The organism is Nocardia rhizosphaerae, assembly GCF_042650365.1.
Classification (GTDB): Bacteria; Actinomycetota; Actinomycetes; order Mycobacteriales; family Mycobacteriaceae; genus Nocardia; species Nocardia rhizosphaerae.
This window is the reverse complement of sequence record NZ_JBHSBA010000011.1, coordinates 49,758-69,342: the sequence shown is the minus strand read 5'-3', so window position 1 is coordinate 69,342 and position 19,585 is coordinate 49,758. Positions and strand designations below refer to the sequence as shown.

At 71.0% G+C, this 19,585-nt stretch carries 20 protein-coding genes; 9 read left to right on the top strand and 11 right to left on the bottom strand.

Annotated elements, in window-relative coordinates:
• Positions 1–50: 50 nt before the first annotated feature.
• The 4 genes from ACFOW8_RS19820 to ACFOW8_RS19805 all read right to left on the bottom strand — a co-directional run bounded on the left by ACFOW8_RS19820 (position 51) and on the right by ACFOW8_RS19805 (position 3,784).
• Positions 51–1,136 carry a hypothetical protein gene (locus tag ACFOW8_RS19820; RefSeq protein ID WP_378552397.1) on the bottom strand — a complete coding sequence of 362 codons (1,086 nt, stop codon included), beginning with the start codon at positions 1,134–1,136 and terminating at the stop codon, positions 51–53.
• Positions 1,133–1,918, bottom strand: coding sequence for a hypothetical protein (locus tag ACFOW8_RS19815; protein WP_378552395.1), 786 nt, complete (start codon positions 1,916–1,918; stop codon positions 1,133–1,135). The genes ACFOW8_RS19820 and ACFOW8_RS19815 overlap by 4 nt, the downstream gene beginning before the upstream one ends.
• A gap of 163 nt (positions 1,919–2,081) precedes the next feature.
• On the bottom strand, positions 2,082–2,495 hold the full coding sequence (locus ACFOW8_RS19810) for a hypothetical protein (protein ID WP_378552394.1): 414 nt from the start codon (positions 2,493–2,495) through the stop codon (positions 2,082–2,084).
• Between the two features lie 29 nt (positions 2,496–2,524).
• On the bottom strand, positions 2,525–3,784 hold the full coding sequence (locus ACFOW8_RS19805) for a pyridoxal phosphate-dependent decarboxylase family protein (RefSeq protein WP_378552393.1): 1,260 nt from the start codon (positions 3,782–3,784) through the stop codon (positions 2,525–2,527).
• Between the two features lie 95 nt (positions 3,785–3,879).
• Between ACFOW8_RS19805 and ACFOW8_RS19800 the strand changes: the two genes are divergently transcribed.
• Complete coding sequence (locus ACFOW8_RS19800) at positions 3,880–4,680, top strand: TetR/AcrR family transcriptional regulator (protein WP_378552391.1); 801 nt, start codon at positions 3,880–3,882, stop codon at positions 4,678–4,680.
• A gap of 9 nt (positions 4,681–4,689) precedes the next feature.
• Entirely contained in the window at positions 4,690–6,201 is a 1,512-nt protein-coding gene (locus tag ACFOW8_RS19795) for a leucyl aminopeptidase (RefSeq protein ID WP_378552389.1), read from the top strand.
• Here ACFOW8_RS19795 and ACFOW8_RS19790 read toward each other — a convergent pair whose 3' ends face one another.
• Positions 6,202–6,546, bottom strand: a complete 345-nt coding sequence (locus tag ACFOW8_RS19790; RefSeq protein ID WP_378552453.1) for an oxidoreductase — start codon at positions 6,544–6,546, stop codon at positions 6,202–6,204.
• A 256-nt stretch (positions 6,547–6,802) separates the two neighbouring features.
• Here ACFOW8_RS19790 and sucB point away from each other — a divergent pair, with 256 nt between their 5' ends.
• The 6 genes from sucB (at position 6,803) to ppnP (ending at position 12,205) form a co-directional block, all read left to right on the top strand.
• Positions 6,803–8,542, top strand: coding sequence for a 2-oxoglutarate dehydrogenase, E2 component, dihydrolipoamide succinyltransferase (sucB, locus tag ACFOW8_RS19785; RefSeq protein WP_378552388.1), 1,740 nt, complete (start codon positions 6,803–6,805; stop codon positions 8,540–8,542).
• Positions 8,543–8,560: 18 nt separating this feature from the next.
• On the top strand, positions 8,561–9,457 hold the full coding sequence (locus tag ACFOW8_RS19780; RefSeq protein ID WP_378552387.1) for a TIGR01777 family oxidoreductase: 897 nt from the start codon (positions 8,561–8,563) through the stop codon (positions 9,455–9,457).
• The gene (locus ACFOW8_RS19775) at positions 9,454–9,957 is read left to right on the top strand and encodes a GNAT family N-acetyltransferase (RefSeq protein ID WP_378552386.1); all 504 of its coding nucleotides are present in this window, start codon (positions 9,454–9,456) and stop codon (positions 9,955–9,957) included. The genes ACFOW8_RS19780 and ACFOW8_RS19775 overlap by 4 nt, the downstream gene beginning before the upstream one ends.
• A gap of 92 nt (positions 9,958–10,049) precedes the next feature.
• Complete coding sequence (gene lipB, locus ACFOW8_RS19770) at positions 10,050–10,802, top strand: lipoyl(octanoyl) transferase LipB (protein WP_378552385.1); 753 nt, start codon at positions 10,050–10,052, stop codon at positions 10,800–10,802.
• Positions 10,799–11,821 carry a lipoyl synthase gene (lipA, locus tag ACFOW8_RS19765; RefSeq protein WP_378552382.1) on the top strand — a complete coding sequence of 341 codons (1,023 nt, stop codon included), beginning with the start codon at positions 10,799–10,801 and terminating at the stop codon, positions 11,819–11,821. The genes lipB and lipA overlap by 4 nt, the downstream gene beginning before the upstream one ends.
• 72 nt (positions 11,822–11,893) lie before the next feature.
• A complete protein-coding gene (gene ppnP, locus ACFOW8_RS19760; protein ID WP_378552380.1) occupies positions 11,894–12,205 on the top strand; it encodes a pyrimidine/purine nucleoside phosphorylase in 312 nt (103 codons plus the stop codon).
• A gap of 42 nt (positions 12,206–12,247) precedes the next feature.
• On the opposite strand, the gene ACFOW8_RS19755 is transcribed toward ppnP, so the two are convergent.
• Entirely contained in the window at positions 12,248–13,222 is a 975-nt protein-coding gene (locus ACFOW8_RS19755; RefSeq protein WP_378552379.1) for an SDR family NAD(P)-dependent oxidoreductase, read from the bottom strand.
• 88 nt (positions 13,223–13,310) lie between these two features.
• Between ACFOW8_RS19755 and ACFOW8_RS19750 the strand changes: the two genes are divergently transcribed.
• Positions 13,311–14,681 carry a TIGR01777 family oxidoreductase gene (locus ACFOW8_RS19750; RefSeq protein ID WP_378552378.1) on the top strand — a complete coding sequence of 457 codons (1,371 nt, stop codon included), beginning with the start codon at positions 13,311–13,313 and terminating at the stop codon, positions 14,679–14,681.
• Here ACFOW8_RS19750 and ACFOW8_RS19745 read toward each other — a convergent pair.
• The 5 genes from ACFOW8_RS19745 to ACFOW8_RS19725 all read right to left on the bottom strand — a co-directional run bounded on the left by ACFOW8_RS19745 (position 14,660) and on the right by ACFOW8_RS19725 (position 19,554).
• The gene (locus ACFOW8_RS19745; protein ID WP_378552377.1) at positions 14,660–15,892 is read right to left on the bottom strand and encodes a class I SAM-dependent methyltransferase; all 1,233 of its coding nucleotides are present in this window, start codon (positions 15,890–15,892) and stop codon (positions 14,660–14,662) included. The two genes, ACFOW8_RS19750 and ACFOW8_RS19745, sit on opposite strands and share 22 nt — an antisense overlap.
• Positions 15,889–16,701: a DUF1365 domain-containing protein gene (locus ACFOW8_RS19740; protein WP_378552376.1), complete on the bottom strand. Its 813-nt coding sequence runs from the start codon at positions 16,699–16,701 to the stop codon at positions 15,889–15,891. Before ACFOW8_RS19740 ends, ACFOW8_RS19745 begins: the two co-directional genes overlap by 4 nt.
• A gap of 184 nt (positions 16,702–16,885) precedes the next feature.
• Positions 16,886–18,205: an NAD(P)/FAD-dependent oxidoreductase gene (locus ACFOW8_RS19735; RefSeq protein WP_378552375.1), complete on the bottom strand. Its 1,320-nt coding sequence runs from the start codon at positions 18,203–18,205 to the stop codon at positions 16,886–16,888.
• A 90-nt stretch (positions 18,206–18,295) separates the two neighbouring features.
• Positions 18,296–19,138 (bottom strand): MerR family transcriptional regulator, encoded by an 843-nt coding sequence (locus tag ACFOW8_RS19730; RefSeq protein WP_378552373.1) that lies wholly within the window; start codon positions 19,136–19,138, stop codon positions 18,296–18,298.
• 35 nt (positions 19,139–19,173) lie between these two features.
• Positions 19,174–19,554 carry a hypothetical protein gene (locus ACFOW8_RS19725; RefSeq protein ID WP_378552372.1) on the bottom strand — a complete coding sequence of 127 codons (381 nt, stop codon included), beginning with the start codon at positions 19,552–19,554 and terminating at the stop codon, positions 19,174–19,176.
• Positions 19,555–19,585: the final 31 nt, after the last annotated feature.

The window sequence follows — 19,585 nt, the reverse complement described above, 5'->3', positions numbered from 1 at the left end:
GTTCGTCGCCGGCACGACCGCGATGGCGACTGTGCCTGATCGCCGCTCGCTCACCCGGCGATCTCCATCCGCAACCGATGCGCGGTGCGCAGGATCGCGGTGATATCGGCGTGCTCGGGGCCGGGCTCCATGGTGCCGTCGGCCAGGCCGAGCACCGTGTCGATGGTGTCGATCCCGCCCATCTCGTCACACACGCCACGGCCGAGCGCGTCGACCGAACCGCAGGCCCTCGCCTCGTCGCGGCAGGCGAAGGCCAGCTCGCAGCTGGACATGCACTCCGGCGCGTACCGCGACGGAACAGCCGCGATCGTCTTCTCCAGCCCTTCCCCTGGCGCGAAGGTGGCATCCGGGGGCAACAGGTTCAACAACTCGGGAACCGCGGTGAGCCGGGTGAGCTGCCTCGACACCACCGCGAGCTGCTTGCGCAGGTCGACCAGTTCGGCGGTCGGCCGGTTGGTGAAGTCCTTCGCGCACACCAGGATCGCGTTGTGCGACACCAGCTCCGGCGATTCGCCGAGCTCACGCATCAGCTCGCGCAGGGCGATCACATAGACCGCGGACTGCCGTGCGGCGGCCGCGACCTGCGCCGGATCCGCCTGTCCGTCGATCACCGGGAACGCCTTGATCTCCACCACGTGGAACAGGCCGTCCAGCTGCACGGCCACCACGTCGGGCTCTAGATAGGCGGTGGCACCGGCGATGTCGAGGCGCAGCAGCGGATGATCGAACAGGGTGCCGTCCCCCGTCGCGATCGCCGACTTCAGCAGCTGTTCGGTGCGCTGGTATCGCAGTGCGTTGCCGGTGTGCTCGGCCACCGCGTTCAGATCGTGGTAGGCGACCTCGGGAATCGTGAGGCCGAGCGTGTCACGCAGCAGCGCCAGCAGTTCGGCGCACCCGTTGGCCTTCACCATCGATTCGAAGGAGTTGCCGCGGGTGATGGCGAACTGCGACTGACCGAACTGCGGCGGGAAGCCCAGTGATTGGGCGATCACCGTCTTGTCCACCGCTGCCGCGTCGAGCAGCGCGCGCCGGGCGCACCCGGGATTCGCGGTCAGCGCGGCGATGGTGCGGGCATTGTGCCTGGTCGCGGGGGCCGCGCCGCGCAACTGGTCCAGCTGTGCCGCGAGTGTGCTCATCTCACCTCGATTCCTCGCCGCTCGGCCAGGCCGAGCCGAACACCGAACAGTTGCGCGGCCGGATCGGTGAGCTGCCGATCAGCACGCCGTGCGGCCGCGCGCCGCGCGCTCGCGTCCGCGTCGGCGTGGACCGCGAGCTCGCGCTCGGCCGCTGTGACCACCTTGGCCGGATCGAGCGTGTCGGGCCCACCCGACACGCCGGGAATGGAGACGGCCAATCGCCACAGCACCCGCACGCCCGGTTCCCCCGGCTGGGCCGAAAGATGTTCGGCCAGGCGGATCGCCGCGCGCAGCAGGTCAACTCGCGGGCTGAGCGGGCCGACCATCCGCTGCGCCAGCGGCCACGAACTCACCGCCATCAGTCCGCGCGCCGGCGCGAGCAGATCGGTGGTGAGTGCCGCGCACACGTAGTAGGGCCGGGCGTACGGCGCGGAGCGGAAGGACCGTTCCTCGTCGCGGCGCAGGCTGGTGAGCCGGGCGGGCAGCAGCTCGCCGGAGAAGAAGGCATCGTGGGTGGCCAGGACCAGTTTGGGCGCCGACGGCACCGACAGCAGCGTGAGCGCGCGATGGACGTGCTCGCGGACCGGCACCGCGGGCGCCTCCGGCATCGGCTCGTCCTCGGGGGCGGAGCCGAGTACCACCGCATCCCAGGCGGATTCGGTGCGGCGAAGCTGCGCGCGCAGCTGCCGCGCGGCGGCCCGGTCACCGGCCGCGGCGGCGCGGCGCACCTCCGCTCTGAGCTCGGCGATGCGCGCCTCGAGCTCCTCGGCGGCGTCCGTCACGAGCGCGAGCGTATTCAGCGGTTCCAGCATTGTCCAGTGATTTCCAGTATTCACCGTGAGATTGCCGATCCGCCCGGCCCTCCGGAACGGGCCAGGTCGTATCCGGTCACCGCGAGTTGCGGGCGGGCCACCGACGCTGTCGTCGGCCCGCCCGCAACGGTCCTCAGCGTCGGGGACCGAGCTGATCGGCCAGCCACCCGAACCACAGGAACAGGGTGAAGTCACCGTCGAGCGTGAGTTCCTTGCTGCGCACAGCACTCAGGTACACACCCAGATCACCGGTACCGCGCGCCATGATCCGCAGCGCGGTCGGCGCGGAGGCGAAGGTGAGCACCGTGACGCGCTCGCCGAGATGCCCGCGCGCGGCCGCGGCGTAGCGGGGGTGCCAGCCGCCGCCGGTCTCGACGGTGCCGTCGCGGAACTCGTACCAGCGGATGCCGCGCCCGCCACGCAACGCCATCTGCAGCACGAGCCGCTTGTCCCTGATGTCGTAGCCGAAGCCCCGATCGTGGCGGGCCAGCCAGCGCACGCGCAGCCCGAGCAGGAACAGGATCGACCGGAATGCCATGGTCGCCATCGGTGTTCGCCGCACCGCCGGATGCGCGCTCACGAGTACCGGGCGATCGAGGTGGAGGTGATCGTCCCGTCGGCCACGCCATCGGCGACCTGGCGCAGGTCGCGCAGATAGGAGTCGATCACCGCGGGCTCGACCGGTTCGGCGACCAATTGCAGCATGACCGGATTGAAGACACCGAAGGGGAAATAGCCCCGGTCGGCCATACCGCCGATCACCGTCAGCATGTCCAGGCTTTCCGACCGGAAGTAGACCATGGTCGAATCGTTGTCGAGGCACCGGAAGTCGGCGATGCTCTCGATTCCTCGCACCAGCGCGGCCTTGGTCTCCATACAGCGCCGGGTCAGGTCGAGGTAGCCCTGTTCGCCGAGCACCTGCAGCACCGCCCAGGCGGTGGCGACCGACGACATCGGCCTGCTGCCAACGAATCCGGTGGTCTTGTACTCACCGTCGGGCCAGTTGTCCACCGGAACGAAGTGGTAGCGCTCCAGCTCGCGCGAGGAGAAGGTGACCGTGGAGCACGGCTTGGCGGCATAGCCGTGCTTGTGCAGGTCGGCCGACATCGACCGGACGCCGGGCACCCGGAAATCGAAGCCGGGCAGCTCGTAGCCAAGCCGCTCCAGCCACGGATTGACGAATCCGCCGACGCACGCGTCGATGTGCATCCAGAGGTTGTGCTCGAGGGCGAGTTTCGCGAGGTCCGGGATCGGGTCGATCGTGCCGTAGGGCCAGCAGGGCGCCGAACCGACGATCGCGACGGTGTTCGGGGTGATCGCGGCCGCCATCGCGGCGACATCGGCCCGGTAGTCCGGCCGGACCGGGACGCGCACGATCTTCATGCCCAGGTAGTGGCAGGCCTTGTCGAACGCGGCGTGCCCGGAGTACGGCAGGATCACCTCGGGGACGCCGGGAGTCGGCCGCTCCACCCGGCTCCATTCCCGCGCGGCGTGGATCGCGCAGAAGATGCTCTCGGTCCCGCCGGTGGTGAGGAAGGTCTGGGCGTCCGGGCCGCCGCGCAGGATCTCCACGACCATCCGGCGCACCTCGGACTCGACCTGCCGGGAACCGTCCAGGTACTTCGAGAGGAAGGCGTTGGAGTGCGCGAACACCCGCGCCGCCTCGTCTCGCACGGTCGCCAGCTGCTCGGTCCCCTGATGGCAGTAGATGTTGAGCCGCCCCAGCTCCGGGCTCACATCGAGGTCACGCAGGGCTTGCAGGCGTTCGCGGACCAGCGGCCACTCCTGGCCGTCGGCGGGCAGAACTCGGGCATCGGTCTTCGGGCCCTCTCGCATCGGTGCTCCATCCTTCGCGTTGGTGAACAGCGTTTTCGTTCGCCAACCTAGAAGCGGTACTGCGAAGTGACGATCTTTTCGTCACACTGTTCCGTGTGCGGAAATCCACCTCGTGCGCCCACTGCGGGGCCGACACTGCCCAGGCCGATCGCGGCCGGACCCGCCGGTACTGCTCGCGGTCGTGTCAGGCACGGGCCTATCGTGCCCGCCGCGACCGGCGCATCCCGGTGCGCCGACCGAGGCCCGCGCGGCTCACGCCGGTCCACATCGCGACCACCGCGATCGACGTGGCGGACCGCGACGGGCTCGACGGACTCACCATGCGTCGGCTCGCCCGCGAACTCGGCGTCGCGACCGCCGCGCTGTACCGCCACTACCCCGACCGGGACACTCTGCTGTCGGCGATGACCGAACTGGCCATGGAGCGGACGCCACCGCCAGCGCCCGGCCCGGACTGGCGCGGCACCCTGACCGCGGAGACCGTCACCGAATGGCGGCTCTACCAGCGTCACCCCTGGCTGCTCTCGGTCTTGGCCCGCACCAGGCCACCGGCCGGACCAGCGCTGTTCGATTCACTGGAGCGCAGCTTCACCGCGCTCGGCGAACTCGAGCTGACCGGCACCGAACTGCTCACCGTCTACCTCGCCTGCTCCGGCCTCGCCCAAGGCCTGGCGCTGATGTGGAACGCCGATCACGGCGCCCTGCCCGGCGCCGGCGCCGCGACGATCCCGGCCGAGATCGCCGAACTCCTCGACCCGCGCCTGCGCCCGACCCTGCACCGGATGTTCGACGCGGGCCCACCCGACCCCGCGCTGTCGTTCGACGAACTGCTCACCGCCGCCGTCGGACTGCTGCTCGACGGCGTCGCGGTGCGGTACCGATCGGGGACCGAATAATCTGGGGCGATGACCGCTGTTGCAGATCGTTCACTCGGACCGGAACTGGCACGCATCGAGACCATCAGCCCGGACACCGATGTGCTGGTGATCGGATTGACCTCCTCGGAGAACGGACCGGCCATCGTTCCCGCCGACCTGTTCACCGATGTGCTCACCCCCGAGGTTCGCGCGGACCTGCTCGACGCGCTCGGCGCGGTCGGTGCCAAGGGCAAGCCCGAGGAACTGACCAGGGTGCCCGCACCCGCGGCGCTCGCCGATGTCACCAGCGTGCTCGCGGTCGGTCTCGGTGCGGCCGACAAGGTCGATGCCGAGCAGGTGCGCCGCAGCGCCGGTGTCGCGGGCCGGGCGCTCAGCGGCACCGAACTGGTGGCGACCACGCTGTCGGGTGTCGACCTGTCCGCCGCGGCCGAGGGTTTCTACCTCGGCGCGTACTCCTTCACCGCGTTCAAGTCGGCCAAGAGCGCCCCGAAGCCGGACGAGCAGCCGGTGCTCCGGGTCGAATTGCTGGTTCCGGAGCCCGAGTTCGGGGTGCTCGACCTGCTGCGTGCCCAGCTCGTCGCCGAGGCCGTCGCCACCGCGCGCGATTTCGTCAACACCCCGCCGAGCGCGCTGTACCCGGCCGAGTTCGCCGACCGCGCCCGTCTGCTGGCCGAGGCCGCCGGGCTCGAGGTGGAGGTGCTGGACGAGACCGCGCTCGCCGCGGGTGGATACGGCGGGATCGTCGGGGTGGGTCAGGGCTCGGCGCGGCCGCCGCGGCTGGTGCGCATCACCTACGCGGGCGGACCGAAGAAGATCGCCCTCGTCGGCAAGGGCATCACCTTCGACACCGGCGGTATCTCGATCAAGCCCGCCGCCAATATGGAGAACATGACCTCCGACATGGCCGGCGCGGCGGCGGTCATCGCCACCACCCTGCTCGCGGCCCGCCTCGGCCTGCCGGTCACCGTCACCGCGACCGTCCCGATGGCCGAGAACATGCCGTCGGCTACCGCCCAGCGCCCCGGCGATGTGCTCACCCAGTACGGCGGCACCACCGTCGAGGTGCTCAACACCGACGCCGAGGGCAGGCTCATCCTGGCCGACGCCATCGTGCGCGCCGCCGAGGACGAACCCGACTACCTGATCGATGTCGCCACCCTCACCGGCGCGCAGATGGTCGCGCTCGGCACCCGCACCCCCGGCGTCATGGGCACCGACGAGTTCCGCGACCGGGTGGCCGCGGTGTCGCGGTCGGTCGGTGAGAACGGCTGGGCCATGCCGCTGCCCGCCGAGCTGCGCACCGACCTCAACTCCAAGGTCGCCGACCTGGCCAATGTGGCCGCGCACCGCTGGGGCGGCATGCTCTCGGCGGCGCTGTTCCTCAAGGAATTCGTGCCGGAGGGCGTGCAGTGGGCGCACCTCGATGTCGCAGGTCCGGCCTACAACACCGGCGGTCCGTTCGGCTACATCGGCAAGGGCGGTACCGGCGTCCCGGTGCGCACGCTGATCACGGTGATCGAGCAGATCGGCGCCGAGTAGTCAGCCCTCCCGCTCGCGGGCCCGCCGCTGCTCGATGCGGCGGCGGGCGTCGTAATCGCGCATCCGCTGTGGATAACCGGTCTTGTTCACGTCGTAGACGGGTATCTTCAGCGCGCCCGCCAACCGCCGGGCACCGCGTTCGCCGACGATCCGGCGCGTCCATTCGCCGTCCACCGCCACCAGAACCGCTGTGACATCAGTCACAGTCGTCTTGGGTTCGATGAAGGCCTCCACGCCGCGACGCGCGCGGGCCCACTCCGCGAGCGCGGCGATCTCCGCCGCCTCGCCGCGGGCGACTGTCCTGCTCCGGCCCCGCCCACCACGGAATCGATCCAGCAAACCCACCGGTAACAACCTCCTGCGTTGCGGCGGAATTCTGCTCACCGCCGTACATTCCATGGTGCCAGCTCTGTCCGTATCGCCGCCCTGCGCCACGTCGGTCGCGAGCGAGTGCAAGGATGGTTGCCGGAACAAGAACCAACGCTTCCCGGGTACCCCGCCGAGGACGGCGGGGTGGATGCTCGCCGCGACCCGCGACGGGTGTCTGCCGGAAACGATGCACTGTTGTATTACCCGTCGAACAGTCGAGGAGTCAGAGAACATGGCCTTCTCCGTCCAGATGCCGGCTCTTGGTGAGAGCGTCACCGAGGGAACGGTGACCAGGTGGCTGAAGCAGGAAGGGGACACGGTCGAGGTCGACGAACCGCTGCTCGAAGTCTCCACCGACAAGGTCGATACCGAGATCCCGTCGCCCACCGCCGGTGTGCTGTCGAAGATCGTCGCCCAGGAGGACGACGTCGTCGAGGTCGGTGGTGAGCTCGGTGTGATCAGCGAACCCGGCGAGGCCGCCGCCTCCGCGCCCGCGCCCGCCGCTGCACCCGCCGAATCGGCCCCCGAGCCCGAGCCCGCCCCCGCGGCGCAGGCACCGGCCGCCGCCCCCGAACCCGCTCCCGCAGCGGCCCCCGCCGCCTCCGGCACGCCGGTGAAGATGCCCGAGCTGGGCGAGTCGGTCACCGAGGGCACCGTCACCCGGTGGCTCAAGGCCGTCGGCGACACCGTCGCGGTCGACGAGCCGCTGCTCGAGGTGTCCACCGACAAGGTCGACACCGAGATCCCCTCGCCCGTCGCGGGCACCCTGCTGGAGATCTCGGCCCAGGAAGACGACGTCATCGCCGTCGGTGGTCAGCTCGGTGTGATCGGCAGCGGTGCGCCCGCTCCGGCCGCCGCGCCTGCTCCCGCACCCGCCCCGGCGCCCGCCGCCGAGGCACCGGCTCCCGCGCCGGCTCCGGCCCCTGCTCCCGCGCCCGCCCCTGCTCCCGCGCCTGCCCCTGCTCCCGCGCCCGCCCCTGCTCCGGCCGCAGCGCCCGCCGCGGAGAAGGCACCCGCCGCGGGCGGTAACGGCAGCTCGCCGTACGTCACCCCGCTGGTGCGCAAGCTGGCCGACGAGAACAATGTCGACCTGTCCACCCTCACCGGTTCCGGTGTCGGCGGCCGCATCCGCAAGCAGGACGTGCTCGCCGCCGCCGAGGCCAAGAAGGCGCCCGCCGCCGCTCCGGCACCGGCCGCCGCCGCGCCCGCAGCCCCGGCCAAGCAGGCGCCGGAGCCGAAGCTGGCCGCTCTGGTCGGCACCACGCAGAAGGCCAACCGGATCCGCCAGATCACGGCGACCAAGACCCGCGAATCGTTGCAGACCACCGCGCAGCTGACCCAGGTCCACGAGGCCGACGTCACCAAGATCGCGCACCTGCGCCAGCAGGCGAAGGCCTCCTTCAAGAATCGCGAGGGCGTCAACCTGACGTACCTGCCGTTCTTCGCCAAGGCCGTCGTCGAGGCCCTCGGGGTGCACCCGAACGTGAACGCCTCCTACAACGAGGACACCAAGGAGATCACCTACCACGCGTCGGTGCACCTGGGTATCGCGGTCGACACCGAGCAGGGCCTGCTGTCGCCGGTCATCCACAACGCCAGTGACCTGTCGCTGGCCGGGCTGGCCCGCGCGATCGCCGACATCGCCCACCGCGCCCGCAACGGCGGTCTGAAGCCGGACGAGCTGTCCGGTGGCACCTTCACCATCACCAATATCGGGTCCGAGGGCGCGCTGTTCGACACCCCGATCCTGGTTCCGCCGCAGTCGGCGATGCTGGGCACGGGCGCGATCGTCAAGCGTCCGGTGGTGGTGACCGACGAGACCGGTGGCGAGTCCATCGGTGTGCGGTCGATGGTGTACCTGCCGCTGACCTACGATCACCGGCTTATCGACGGCGCCGACGCCGGCCGCTTCCTGACCACGGTCCGGCACCGGCTCGAGGAAGCCTCGTTCGAGGCCGATCTCGGTCTGTAGCGGAGGTTTCCGGCACCGATGAAGGTGGTGATCGCCGGTTCGTCCGGGCTGATCGGGACGGCGCTCGTCGCGGCTCTGCGCCGCGACGGGCACCAGGTGTCGCGATTGGTGCGCCGCGCTGCCGCGGCACCGGACGAATTCACGTGGGATCCCGCGCGCGCCCAGCTCGACGAGCGGGCGTTGCGCGGGGCCGACGCGGCGGTGAACCTGTGCGGCGCGAACATCGGCGCGCGCCGCTGGAGCGGTGACTACAAACAGTCGCTGCGCGACAGCCGGATCACCCCCACCGACGTCCTCGCCACCGCGGTCGCCGCCGCCGGAGTGCCGACCCTGGTCAACGCCAGCGGTGCGCACTACTACGGCGGTGACACCGGCGACGCGGTCGTCGACGAAACCGCCCCAGCGGGTACCGGTTTCCTGGCCACCCTGTGCCGGGACTGGGAAGCCGCGACCACACCGGCCGGTTCCGCGGGCGTGCGCACCGTCCTGGTCCGCAGCGCCGTGGTGCTGGCCCGCAACGGCGGCATGCTGAACATGCTGCACCCGCTGTACTGGCTCGGTCTCGGCGGCAGGCTCGGCAGCGGCCGCCAGTACATGCCGTGGATCTCCCTCGACGACGAGATCGGCGCGATCGTCTTCGCGCTCACCCACGCCACGGTGTCGGGCCCGATCAACGCCGTCGGTCCCGCCCCGGTCACCAATGCCGAATTCACGCGCGCGCTCGGCCGTGCGATGCACCGCCCTACCCCGTTCGTCGTCCCCGGTTTCGCGATGCGCGCCCTGGTCGGCGAGTTCGCCGACGAGGCGATCCTGCGCGGCCCCCGCGCCATCCCCGCCGCGCTGGAACACGCGGGCTTCGTCTTCCGGCACCCCACCATCGGCGCCGCCCTCGCGGCGGTGGTCGGCGACCGATGATCGTCCGCGACGCCGACAAGGCCGACCTGCCCGCGGTGCTGGTCATCCACAACACCAATATCGCGGAATCGACCGCGATCTGGGACACCGACGAGGTCGACCTCGACGATCGCCTGACCTGGTTCGCCGATCGCACCGCCGCGGGTATGCCGATCCTGGTGGCCGAGATCGACGGCGAGGTGGCCGGTTACGCCTCCTACGGTCAGTGGCGGCCCAAGTCCGGTTACCGCTTCACCGTGGAGAACTCGGTCTACGTCGACACGCGGTTCCAGCGCCGCGGCGTCGCCACCGCCCTGCTCACCGAACTGCTCGCCCGCGCGGCCGATTCGCGACGCGTGCACGCGATGGTCGCCGCGATCGAATCGGGCAACACCGGATCGATCGCGCTGCACGAGCGCTTCGGCTTCCGCATCGTCGGTGAACTCCCCGAAGTCGGGCACAAGTTCGGGCGCTGGATGGACCTCACCCTCATGCAGCGGTCTTTTCCCGTCGATGTCTGAGCGACTTCCCCGCCCGACCTCGGCGATCACCGGCCTGCCCGCGAACCTTCCGGGTGTCTGCACCGGTGCAGGCCGGTGGGCGTAACGTCAGGATGGTGAACGACACGCGCCCCACCGCGTCCGCTCGATTCGATACGACCCCGATCGTGGTCGAGGATCTCGGACTCATCGACTATCACGCCGCCTGGGAGCTGCAACGGCAGATCGCCGACAAGCGCGCCGACGGCACCGGTACCGACACGCTGCTCCTGCTCGAGCATCCGCCGGTGTTCACCGCGGGCCGCCGCACCGAGGCAGCGGACCTGCCGCTGGACGGTAGCCCGGTGATCCAGGTCGATCGCGGCGGCAAGATCACCTGGCACGGCCCCGGCCAGCTGGTCGGGTATCCGATCGTGCGGCTGGCCGAGCCGGTCGATGTGGTGCAGTACGTCCGCCGCTTGGAAGAGGCGCTGATCCGGGTGATCTCCGGGCTCGGGATCGACTGCGGCCGCGTCGAGGGCAGGTCGGGGGTGTGGCTGCCCGCCACCGAGTGGCTGGCCGAACGCAAGATCGCCGCGATCGGCGTGCGGGTGCAGCGCGGGGTCGCCCTGCACGGCATCTCGCTGAACTGCAATTCCGCGATGGACGGTTTCCAGGCGATCGTGCCGTGCGGGATCAAGGACGCCGGTGTCACCACGCTGACCAGGGAGCTGAGCCGCGAGGTGACCGTCGCCGAGCTCAAGCCGCTGGTCGCGGACGCGATCGTCGCGGCGCTCGACGGCGAAATTCCCGTTCTGCCGCATGACATTGATCGCACCACCGCCGCCACGCCCGGCGTGGCCCCGAGCGTAGAGTCGATGCGGTGACCGCCGTAGACGCCTCTGCCCCCGCCGGACGCAAGCTGCTGCGCATCGAAGCGCGCAACGCGGAGACCCCGATCGAGCGCAAGCCCAAGTGGATTCGCACCCGTGCCACGATGGGCCCGGAGTATTCCGAGCTCAAGGGCCTGGTGAAACGCGAAGGCCTGCACACGGTCTGTGAGGAGGCGGGCTGCCCCAACATCTTCGAGTGCTGGGAGGATCGCGAGGCCACCTTCCTCATCGGCGGTGAGCAGTGCACCCGCCGGTGCGACTTCTGCCAGATCGACACCGGAAAGCCCGCCGCGCTCGACCGCGACGAGCCGCGCCGCGTCGCCGAGAGCGTGCAGGCGATGGGCCTGCGCTACTCCACCATCACCGGCGTCGCCCGCGACGACCTCGACGACGGCGGCGCCTGGCTCTACGCCGAAACCGTGCGCGCCATCAAGGCGCTCAATCCCGGCACCGGCGTCGAGCTGCTGATCCCCGATTTCAACGCCGACCCCGACCAGCTCGCCGAGGTCTTCTCGGCGCATCCGGAGGTACTTGCGCACAATCTGGAGACGGTGCCGCGCATCTTCAAGCGCATCCGCCCCGCCTTCCGTTACGAGCGGTCGCTGGCGGTGATCACCGCGGCCCGCGCGGCCGGTCTGGTCACCAAGTCGAACCTCATCCTCGGGATGGGCGAGACGCCGGAGGAAGTCACCGCCGCCATGCGCGACCTGCACGAGGCGGGCTGCGACATCCTCACCATCACCCAGTACCTGCGTCCGTCGCCGCGCCACCATCCGGTCGATCGCTGGGTGAAGCCGGAGGAGTTCGTCGAGCATTCCCGGGTCGCCGAGGAACTCGGTTTCGCCGGCGTGATGGCCGGTCCGCTGGTCCGCTCGTCCTATCGGGCCGGCCGTCTCTACGCCCAGGCGATGGCCCATCACGGCCGCGAGATCCCCGAGGCCATGGCCCATCTGGCCCAGGAGGGTTCGGCCGCTCAGGAAGCCAGTTCGGTCCTGGCGCGCTACGGTAGCTGACCGTGACGGGTCAGGTCTCGGTGAGCTCTGGCCCGTCACTACACTAAGGGTCCCCTCACCCCGGAAGGACCCATGTCGAAGATCGAGAACGTCTCCGTCACCAAGCAGGCCAACGTCTATTTCGACGGCAAGTGCATCAGCTACAACCTCGAACTGCCCGACGGCACCAAGAAGTCGGTCGGCGTCATCCAGCCCGCCGCGCTGACCTTCGGCACCGCGGCCCCGGAGCGGATGGAGATCGTCGCCGGTTTCGCCAACGTGCTGCTGGCAGGCGCCACCGACGCGGTCCCCTACCGCGCGGGCGAATCCTTCGAGGTTCCCGGTGACAGTTCCTTCGATATCGAGGTCATCGACACCGTGCACTACGTCTGCCACTACGGCTGATCCTTCTCGTGTGCGCCCGTCCCGCGGATCCGGCGCACACGATCACGCCGTATCCGGCGCGCCGATCGACGCGCGGCAGCGCCGCCACAGCGCCGCGACGTCGGCCTCGGAATAGCGGGTGCTCGATCGCACGTGCAGCGGACGTACCCGCCGGTCGTGCCAGAACCGGCCCGTCGGCAGTGGTCTCGCGGTGGCCGCGAGCCAGACGGCGGTGTCGGCGCCCTCGGCGGGTGTGCGTAGCAGTGGCCGGACGAGGCGACGAAAGCGGGGCAAGGCGTCCGCGATGCCAGGGGTGTCGACCCAGCCGGGGTGTACCGCGTGGACGCCGATGCGGTCGTCGGCGAGTTCGGCCGCCAGCGCGGGGGTCAGCGCCACCTGCATGCGTTTGGTCCGCGCGTAGGCGCGCGCACCCTTGTACTCCCCTTTCCGGTACTCGGGATCGTCCACAGCCAGCGGCTGGGCGTACATTCCACCGGAGGACATCAGGAGGACCTTGGCGCCGTGCGCTGCGGCCAGCAGTGGGCGGATCAGTTCGGTCAGCAGCAGCGGCCCGAGCACATGGGTGGCGTAGCTCAGTTCGTGTCCGGCCGAGTTCTCCCGGCGCCGGGGTGGGAGCACACCCGCGTTGTGGATCAGGACGTCGATCGGCGCATCGCCCAGCGTGGCGGCACAGCGGCGTATCGAATCCGGCTCGGACACATCGCATTCGACCGCGGTGATCGACGCTTCGGGATGTCGCCGCCGCAGTTCGGCGACCGCCTCGTCCCCCCGTCGCGGATTACGCACCGCCAGCACGGTCGAGGCGCCGAGTGCGGCGAGCCCGTCGGCGATCGCCAGCCCGATCCCACTGTTGGCGCCGGTGACCACCGCGCGCCCACCACGCAGCGCGGCGGGCGCGGGATCATCGGCGGGCCAGGTGCGGCGCCGTAGCGCGATCCCCACCCTGCTGTAGCCGGGCACGATCGCCCGGTCCAACAGCGCGTCCCCCAAGGACGGCTCGAATTCCGCATCGTTCATCTCACTTCTCGACGCCATACCTCAGAATAGCCGATAAAACGATGCACAAACGGTGCATGATGCTGATGGGCGACGCTAGACTCGGGTCATGGGCATCGACTGTTCGACAGTGGTCTCCGCACCCCGCGACGAGGTCTTCGCCTGGTTCGGCAGGCCCGGCGCGTTCACCCGGCTCGCACCCCCGTGGCAACCGGTCCGGCTGCTCAGCGAATCCGACGACCTCGCCGACGGCACCGCCGTGCTCGGCCTGCCCGGCGGCCTGCGCTGGGCTGCCAGGCACGACCCCGCCGCCTACGACCCACCCCACCGTTTCGCCGATGCCGTAGCCGTCGACGGTATCGCCTCCGCGCCGATCGGCCGGTTGCTGCCCTGGCGGCACACCCACGACTTCGCCGTCGCCGGGGTCGACCACACTCGGGTCGCCGACCACGTCGACACGCCGATTCCGGCCCGTGTCCTGCGCCCGATGTTCGACTACCGCTACCGCCAGCTCGCCGACGACCTGGCCGCCCACCGGCGGGCCGCCGAGCACGGCTTCGCCGCGCGCAGCATCGCCGTCAGCGGCGCGTCCGGGATGGTCGGCACCGCGCTGTGCGCGTTCCTGACCACCGGCGGCCACCGGGTGATCCGGCTGGTGCGCCACGCTCCGTCCGGTCCAGGCGAGCGCCGCTGGAACCCGGACGATCCCGCCCCCGACCTCCTCGACGGTGTCGATGCCGTGGTCCACCTGGCCGGCGCGTCGATCGCGGGCCGGTTCACCGAAGACCACCGCCGGGCGATCGCCGACAGCCGGATCGGCCCGACCCGCGCGCTGGCCGAGACCGCCGCGCGCTGCGGGGTCGGCACCTTCGTCTGCGCCTCGGCCATCGGCTACTACGGTTACGACCGGGGCGAGGAGATCCTCACCGAGACAGCCGAACCCGGTGACGGTTTCCTGGCCGAGGTGGTGACGCGCTGGGAGTCCGCGACCGGACCGGCGGCCGACGCGGGCGTCCGCGTGGTGCGGGTGCGTACCGGGATCGTCCAGTCTCCGTCGGGCGGCACGCTGCAGTTGCTGCGTCCGCTGTTCACCGCCGGGCTCGGCGGCCGGATCGGGGACGGCACCCAGTGGCAGTCCTGGATCGGGTTGGACGATCTGATCGACGTCTACCACCGCGCGCTCTGGGACGATTCGCTCGCCGGACCGGTGAACGCCGTGGCCCCGAACCCGGTCCGCAACAGCGAGTACACCGCGGTACTCGCCCGCGTCCTGCACCGGCCCGCGCTGCTTCCGGTCCCGGCGTTCGGGCCCGCGCTGCTGCTCGGCCGCCAAGGCGCGCGGGAACTGGCCGAAGCGGGCCAGCGGGTGATCCCGGCCCGGCTCGCCGCGGCCGGGCATACCTTCCGCGCGCCCGATCTCGAGCAGACGCTGCGTCATCTGCTCGGCCGCCGCGGCGACTATCGCCCGAGCACGAACTGACCGACATCGAGATAGCCGGACCGGAACCCCGCCTCCGAGTAGGCCAGGTACAGCCGCCACATCCGCGCGAAGGTCTCGTCGAAGCCGAGCGCCGCGATCTCCGGCCGCGCCTCCTCGAAGCGTTCCCGCCACAGCCGGAGCGTACGGGCGTAGTGCGGGCCCATCGAGAACTCCTCGCGCACCCGCAGGTCCGTGCTGCGCGTGACGGATTCGCCGATCGCGCGGACCGAGGGCAGGAATCCGCCGGGGAAGATGTACTTCTGGATCCAGGTGTAGGTGTGCCGGGTGGCGAGCATCCGGTCGTGCGGCATCGTGATGGCCTGGATGGCGGCCCGTCCGCCGGGAGCGAGCACCCGGGCGATCGTGCCGAAATAGCTGTCGAGGTACTCGTAGCCGACCGCCTCGATCATCTCCACCGAGACGACCGCGTCGTAACTACCCGACACCTGCCGGTAGTCGAGCAACTCCACCCGCACCCGATCGGTGAGCCCGGCCGCGGCCACCCGCTCCCGAGCCGCCACCCGCTGCTCGGCGGACAGGGTCACGGTGTGCACGTCGGCGCCACGTGCGGCCGCCCGCACCGCGAGTTCGCCCCAGCCGGTGCCGATTTCGAGCAGTCTGGTTCCGGACCGCACACCGGCCCGGTCGAGCAGCCGGTCGATCTTGGCGTGCTGGGCGGCGGCCAGATCGTCGGCCGGGCCGGTGAACAGCGCGGCCGAGTAGGTCATCGTCGCGTCGAGGAACAACCCGAAGAACTCGTTCGACAGGTCGTAGTGCCTGGCGATGTTGTCGCGCGTGTTGTCCTCGGAATTACGTTCGGCGGCGGGATGTCCCGCGACATGGAGCCGGCGCAATCCGGCCAGCGGGCGCGGCACCAGGTCGGTGATGTGGGCGGCGAGCACCGTCAGCACGCCGACGAGGTCGGGCGAGTCCCAGTCACCGGCCATGTAGGACTCGCCGAAGCCGATGAGCCCGGCCGTGCCGACCCTGGCGGCGAAGTCGTCGGGCCGATGCAAGACCAGCCGCACCGCGGTCGGCGAGCCGGTCACCGTGCCGTCGGGATAGCTCACCGCCAGCGGCAGCCGACGGGTCAGCCTGCGCACCAGCAGATCGACCGCGCGGGCCGAGACACCGGCGCGCAGACCACGCGGCACCGCGAGATCGGGCCATCGCTGCAGGACAACGGGATTCGTGGGGATTTCGACGGTCATCGGCGCGCCTCCTGTGGCACGGCCACCTGGCGCGGCACCACCGGCAGTCCCCTGGCCCAGAGCAGAACGCCCTGCCAGCGGATGCGCGCGGCCACGAGCAGCGGCGGAATCGGATCGGTCAGCACGGCGCGCACGATCGCGCCGGTGGTGGCGGGCACGCACCGGCCCGCGACGGTGGCGACGAAGATCGGCCGCTCGGTGACCAGCGTGATCGACACTCGCAGCGCGGAGTCCGGTTCCGGCACCCGCAACCGGTATTCGCCGGACACCGGATTGAACGGCGAGACATAGAAACGCTTGCCGACCACGGCCCGCCCGTCCGCGTCGGGACGAAGCAGGTATCGGTGCGCGCCACCGTAGGTATTGCGCACCTCGGCGATCACACACACCGGAGTGCCGTCGCGGTCGCGGCACCAGTACAGCGTCAGCGGGTCGAAGACGTAGCCGAAGGCCCTCGCGCCCGCCAGCATCAGGATCCGCCCGCCTCGTAGGTCGATACCCTGCGTGGCCAGATACGCGTCGACGGTGGCTCGCAGCGAACCGCCGCGTTCGCCGAGGTGATCGCCCGCGTCGAAACCGGCGAACGGCCGCAACCACCAGGGCAGCCGGGGCAGCCGATCCAGGTCGACCAGCCAGCTGTGCCCGTGGTAGCCGAACCCGTGCCGGATCGGCGCCAACCTGGTGTGCCGGATCTCGGTGCGGATCAGCCGCGCGTCGGCCGAGCCGTGACCGGCCCACGCGCCATCCTGGCGTCTCGACCTCGACTGGGCCGCAGGTGCCCACCGCCGAAACGCGGTGCTGTGGCTCATCGCCACACCTCACCTCGGCGCGGCCCCGCGGTGGCCGAGGGCCGTTGCGGTCGCGGCTCGTCGGCCCGCGCGCGGCTGGCGATGCGGCACCCGCGACGCTGCGAGCTCGGTCCGGCGCCCGGCGTGCGCTGCGCCTGACCGCCTCGGCCGAGAACGCGCCCGGCCGGGCGCGATCGCCGGGCGCTCATATCGTCACCCGCGGCGCGGGAATCCGGCCGGTCCAGCGCGCGCCGAGCCGTTCGGCGGCCCGCAACCCGGATAGCGCGCCGTCCTCGTGGAATCCCCACCCGTGGTAGGCGCCAGCGAATGCCGTACGCGCGCAGCCGAGTTCGCCGGTTCTGGCCCGCGCCGCCACCGACTCGGGGGTGTAGCGCGGATGCTCGTAGACCATGCTGTCGAGCACTGTGTCCGGGGCGACTCGGTCGCCGTCGCCCAGGGTGACCAAAAACCGCCTTCCGCCGGGCTCGGGCAGGCGCTGGAGCCGGGTGAGGTCGTAGGTGACCAGCACCCGGTCCGGTTCGGCGGCGCAGGCGGGCAACCGGTAGTTCCACGAGGCACGGGCACCGGGCGCCCTCGGCAGCAGCCGGGAATCGGTGTGCAGGACGGTGTGATTCACCGAGTACGGCATCGCCGCCAGGATGTCGCGTTCGGCGGCGGTCGGCTCGGCGAGCAGCGCCAGCGCCTGGTGCGGATGGGCGGCGATCACAGCGGCGTCGAAGTCCTCGATGCCGTCATCGGCGGTGCGCACAGTCACCCGGTCCTCATGCCGGTGCAGCGCGCGGACCGGGGTGGCGACGCGCACCCGGTGCAGCCGGGCGGCGACCGCGGCGACATAGGTCGCCGACCCACCGGTGACCGTGCGCCAGGTCGGTGAGCCGAACACCGTGAGCATGCCGTGGTGTTCAAGGAAGGTGAACAGGTACCGCGCCGGATACCGCAGGGCGGTGCCGGGGTCACACGACCAGACCGCGGAGATGAGCGGAGTGAGGAAGTGGGTGCGGAAGTAGGTGCTGAATCCGGCCTCGGCCAGGAATTCGGCGACGGTGCGCCCGCTGTCGGATTCGGCCCGGAGTTCGGCCTCGGCCAGCCGGTGGAACCGCGGCACCTCAGCCAGCAACCGAAGGTACCGTCCCCGCGTGAGCTGCCCCGCGCGCGGAAAGAGACCGGGAAGCCCACGCGCACCGGCGTATTCGAGCCCGCAGCCATCGCAGCGCACCGACATGCTCATGTCGGTCTCCCCGGTCGCGATGCCCAGTTCACCGAACAGCCGTAGCAGGGTCGGGTAGGTGCGGTCGTTGTGCACGATGAATCCGGTATCCACGCCGAGGCTCGCGCCGTCGCCCAGGTCGACGCGGTGGGTGTCGGCGTGCCCACCGAGCCTGCCCTGCGCCTCGTAGAGCGTGACCTCGGCAGTGCGCGCGAGCACCCACGCGGCGGTGAGCCCGGCGACCCCACTACCGATGACGGCGACCCGGCGAGGTCCTGCCCGGTTCGATGCGTTCATGTGATTCCTCCGGCCGTCCCGGCCATCGGATGGACGATCCACCCGAATTGAATCAATTATGCATCGTTTGCGGCGCCCCGACCAGTCGGGTCAGCGAAGCGCCGCTACCGCGCCCGCGAGCGAGCCGATACGCGCGACCGACGGCGGCAGCAGGGCCGCGTCCCAGCCGGGACCGCCGACGAGCACCCGCGCACCCGCATCGATCCCGGCCAGCACCGCCGAGGTGAGCGCGCTCGATTCCCGCTGCGACCACAGCAGCAGCGCGGTCGGACCCGGCGATCTCGCCAGGGCACCGGCCAGTGCCACGGTCGGTACGTCGGCACCGAGCATCCGGGCGCCCACCCCCTCCTCGGCCAGCGCGGCGCGCAGTACTTCCAGCGGCAGCGAATGTGTTTCGCCGCCGGTGCACGCGAGCAGGACGGCCCGCCCGGCGGGCGCGGCCGCGGTGGGCACCCGCTGCATCACCGCCGCGATCGACCACGACAGCAGATGCTCGACATCGATGCAGTTCTCGCCGCCCCCTTGCCGCGCGACGATGTCGGCGAAGGCGGGGCGGCACAGTTCGTCCCAGGTGCGGACCACCCCATAGGCACGCACATGCGCCTCGACCAGCTCGACCGCGACCGAGGAGTCCAGGGCGAAGGCGGCATCGAGCAGCTTTCCGCGGTCGCCGGCCGAGACGGCGGGGCCGCGTGCCGCCGCCGCGGCGCCCGCCGGGCTGGCACCGGCGCCGATCAGCGCCAGCATGCGCTCGAGCAGCGCGATATCGGCTTCGGTGTAGAGCCGGTGCCTACCCGGCCGATCCTGAGCCGGCCCGATGCCGTAGCGACGATTCCAGCTGCGCAGGGTGGCGGTCGGGAGGCCGAGGCGGTCCGCGACCACGCGCACCGTGTACCCGGCCGCATCGGCGAGAGGGGCGGAACCGGCGGACATCGCTCCATTCTGACCGATCCGGCGCCGCCCGCGGGTCACGGCCGTGCCGTGGTGGGTCGCGACGGCCACGCCAGCGCCGCGCTACCGGCCCCGAGCAGAGCCCAGACCAGCGGCACCGCGATCGCGGTGCGGCGCAATCGGGGTTCGACCGCCGCGCCGAGCACCACGGCGTCGGCCAGGTCGACGGCGACGCGCACCCCGGCGGCGGCGCGTCCGACGCCAGGGCCCACGGCCACCACCATCGCGGTGCCGCAGATCGCGTCCCGGCAGCCGACCATGCGCGCCACCGTCCGGCCGCCCGCCCGGTCGGTATCGAAACCGCACGGCCGCAGCAGCACCTCGGGGCGCACGGCGACGGCGAGCCCGTAGGCGGCGGTCGCCAGTCCGAGCAGTCGGAACGGCCACTGACGTCGCATCGGCGAACTCCTCTCGTCAGATGCATCGATT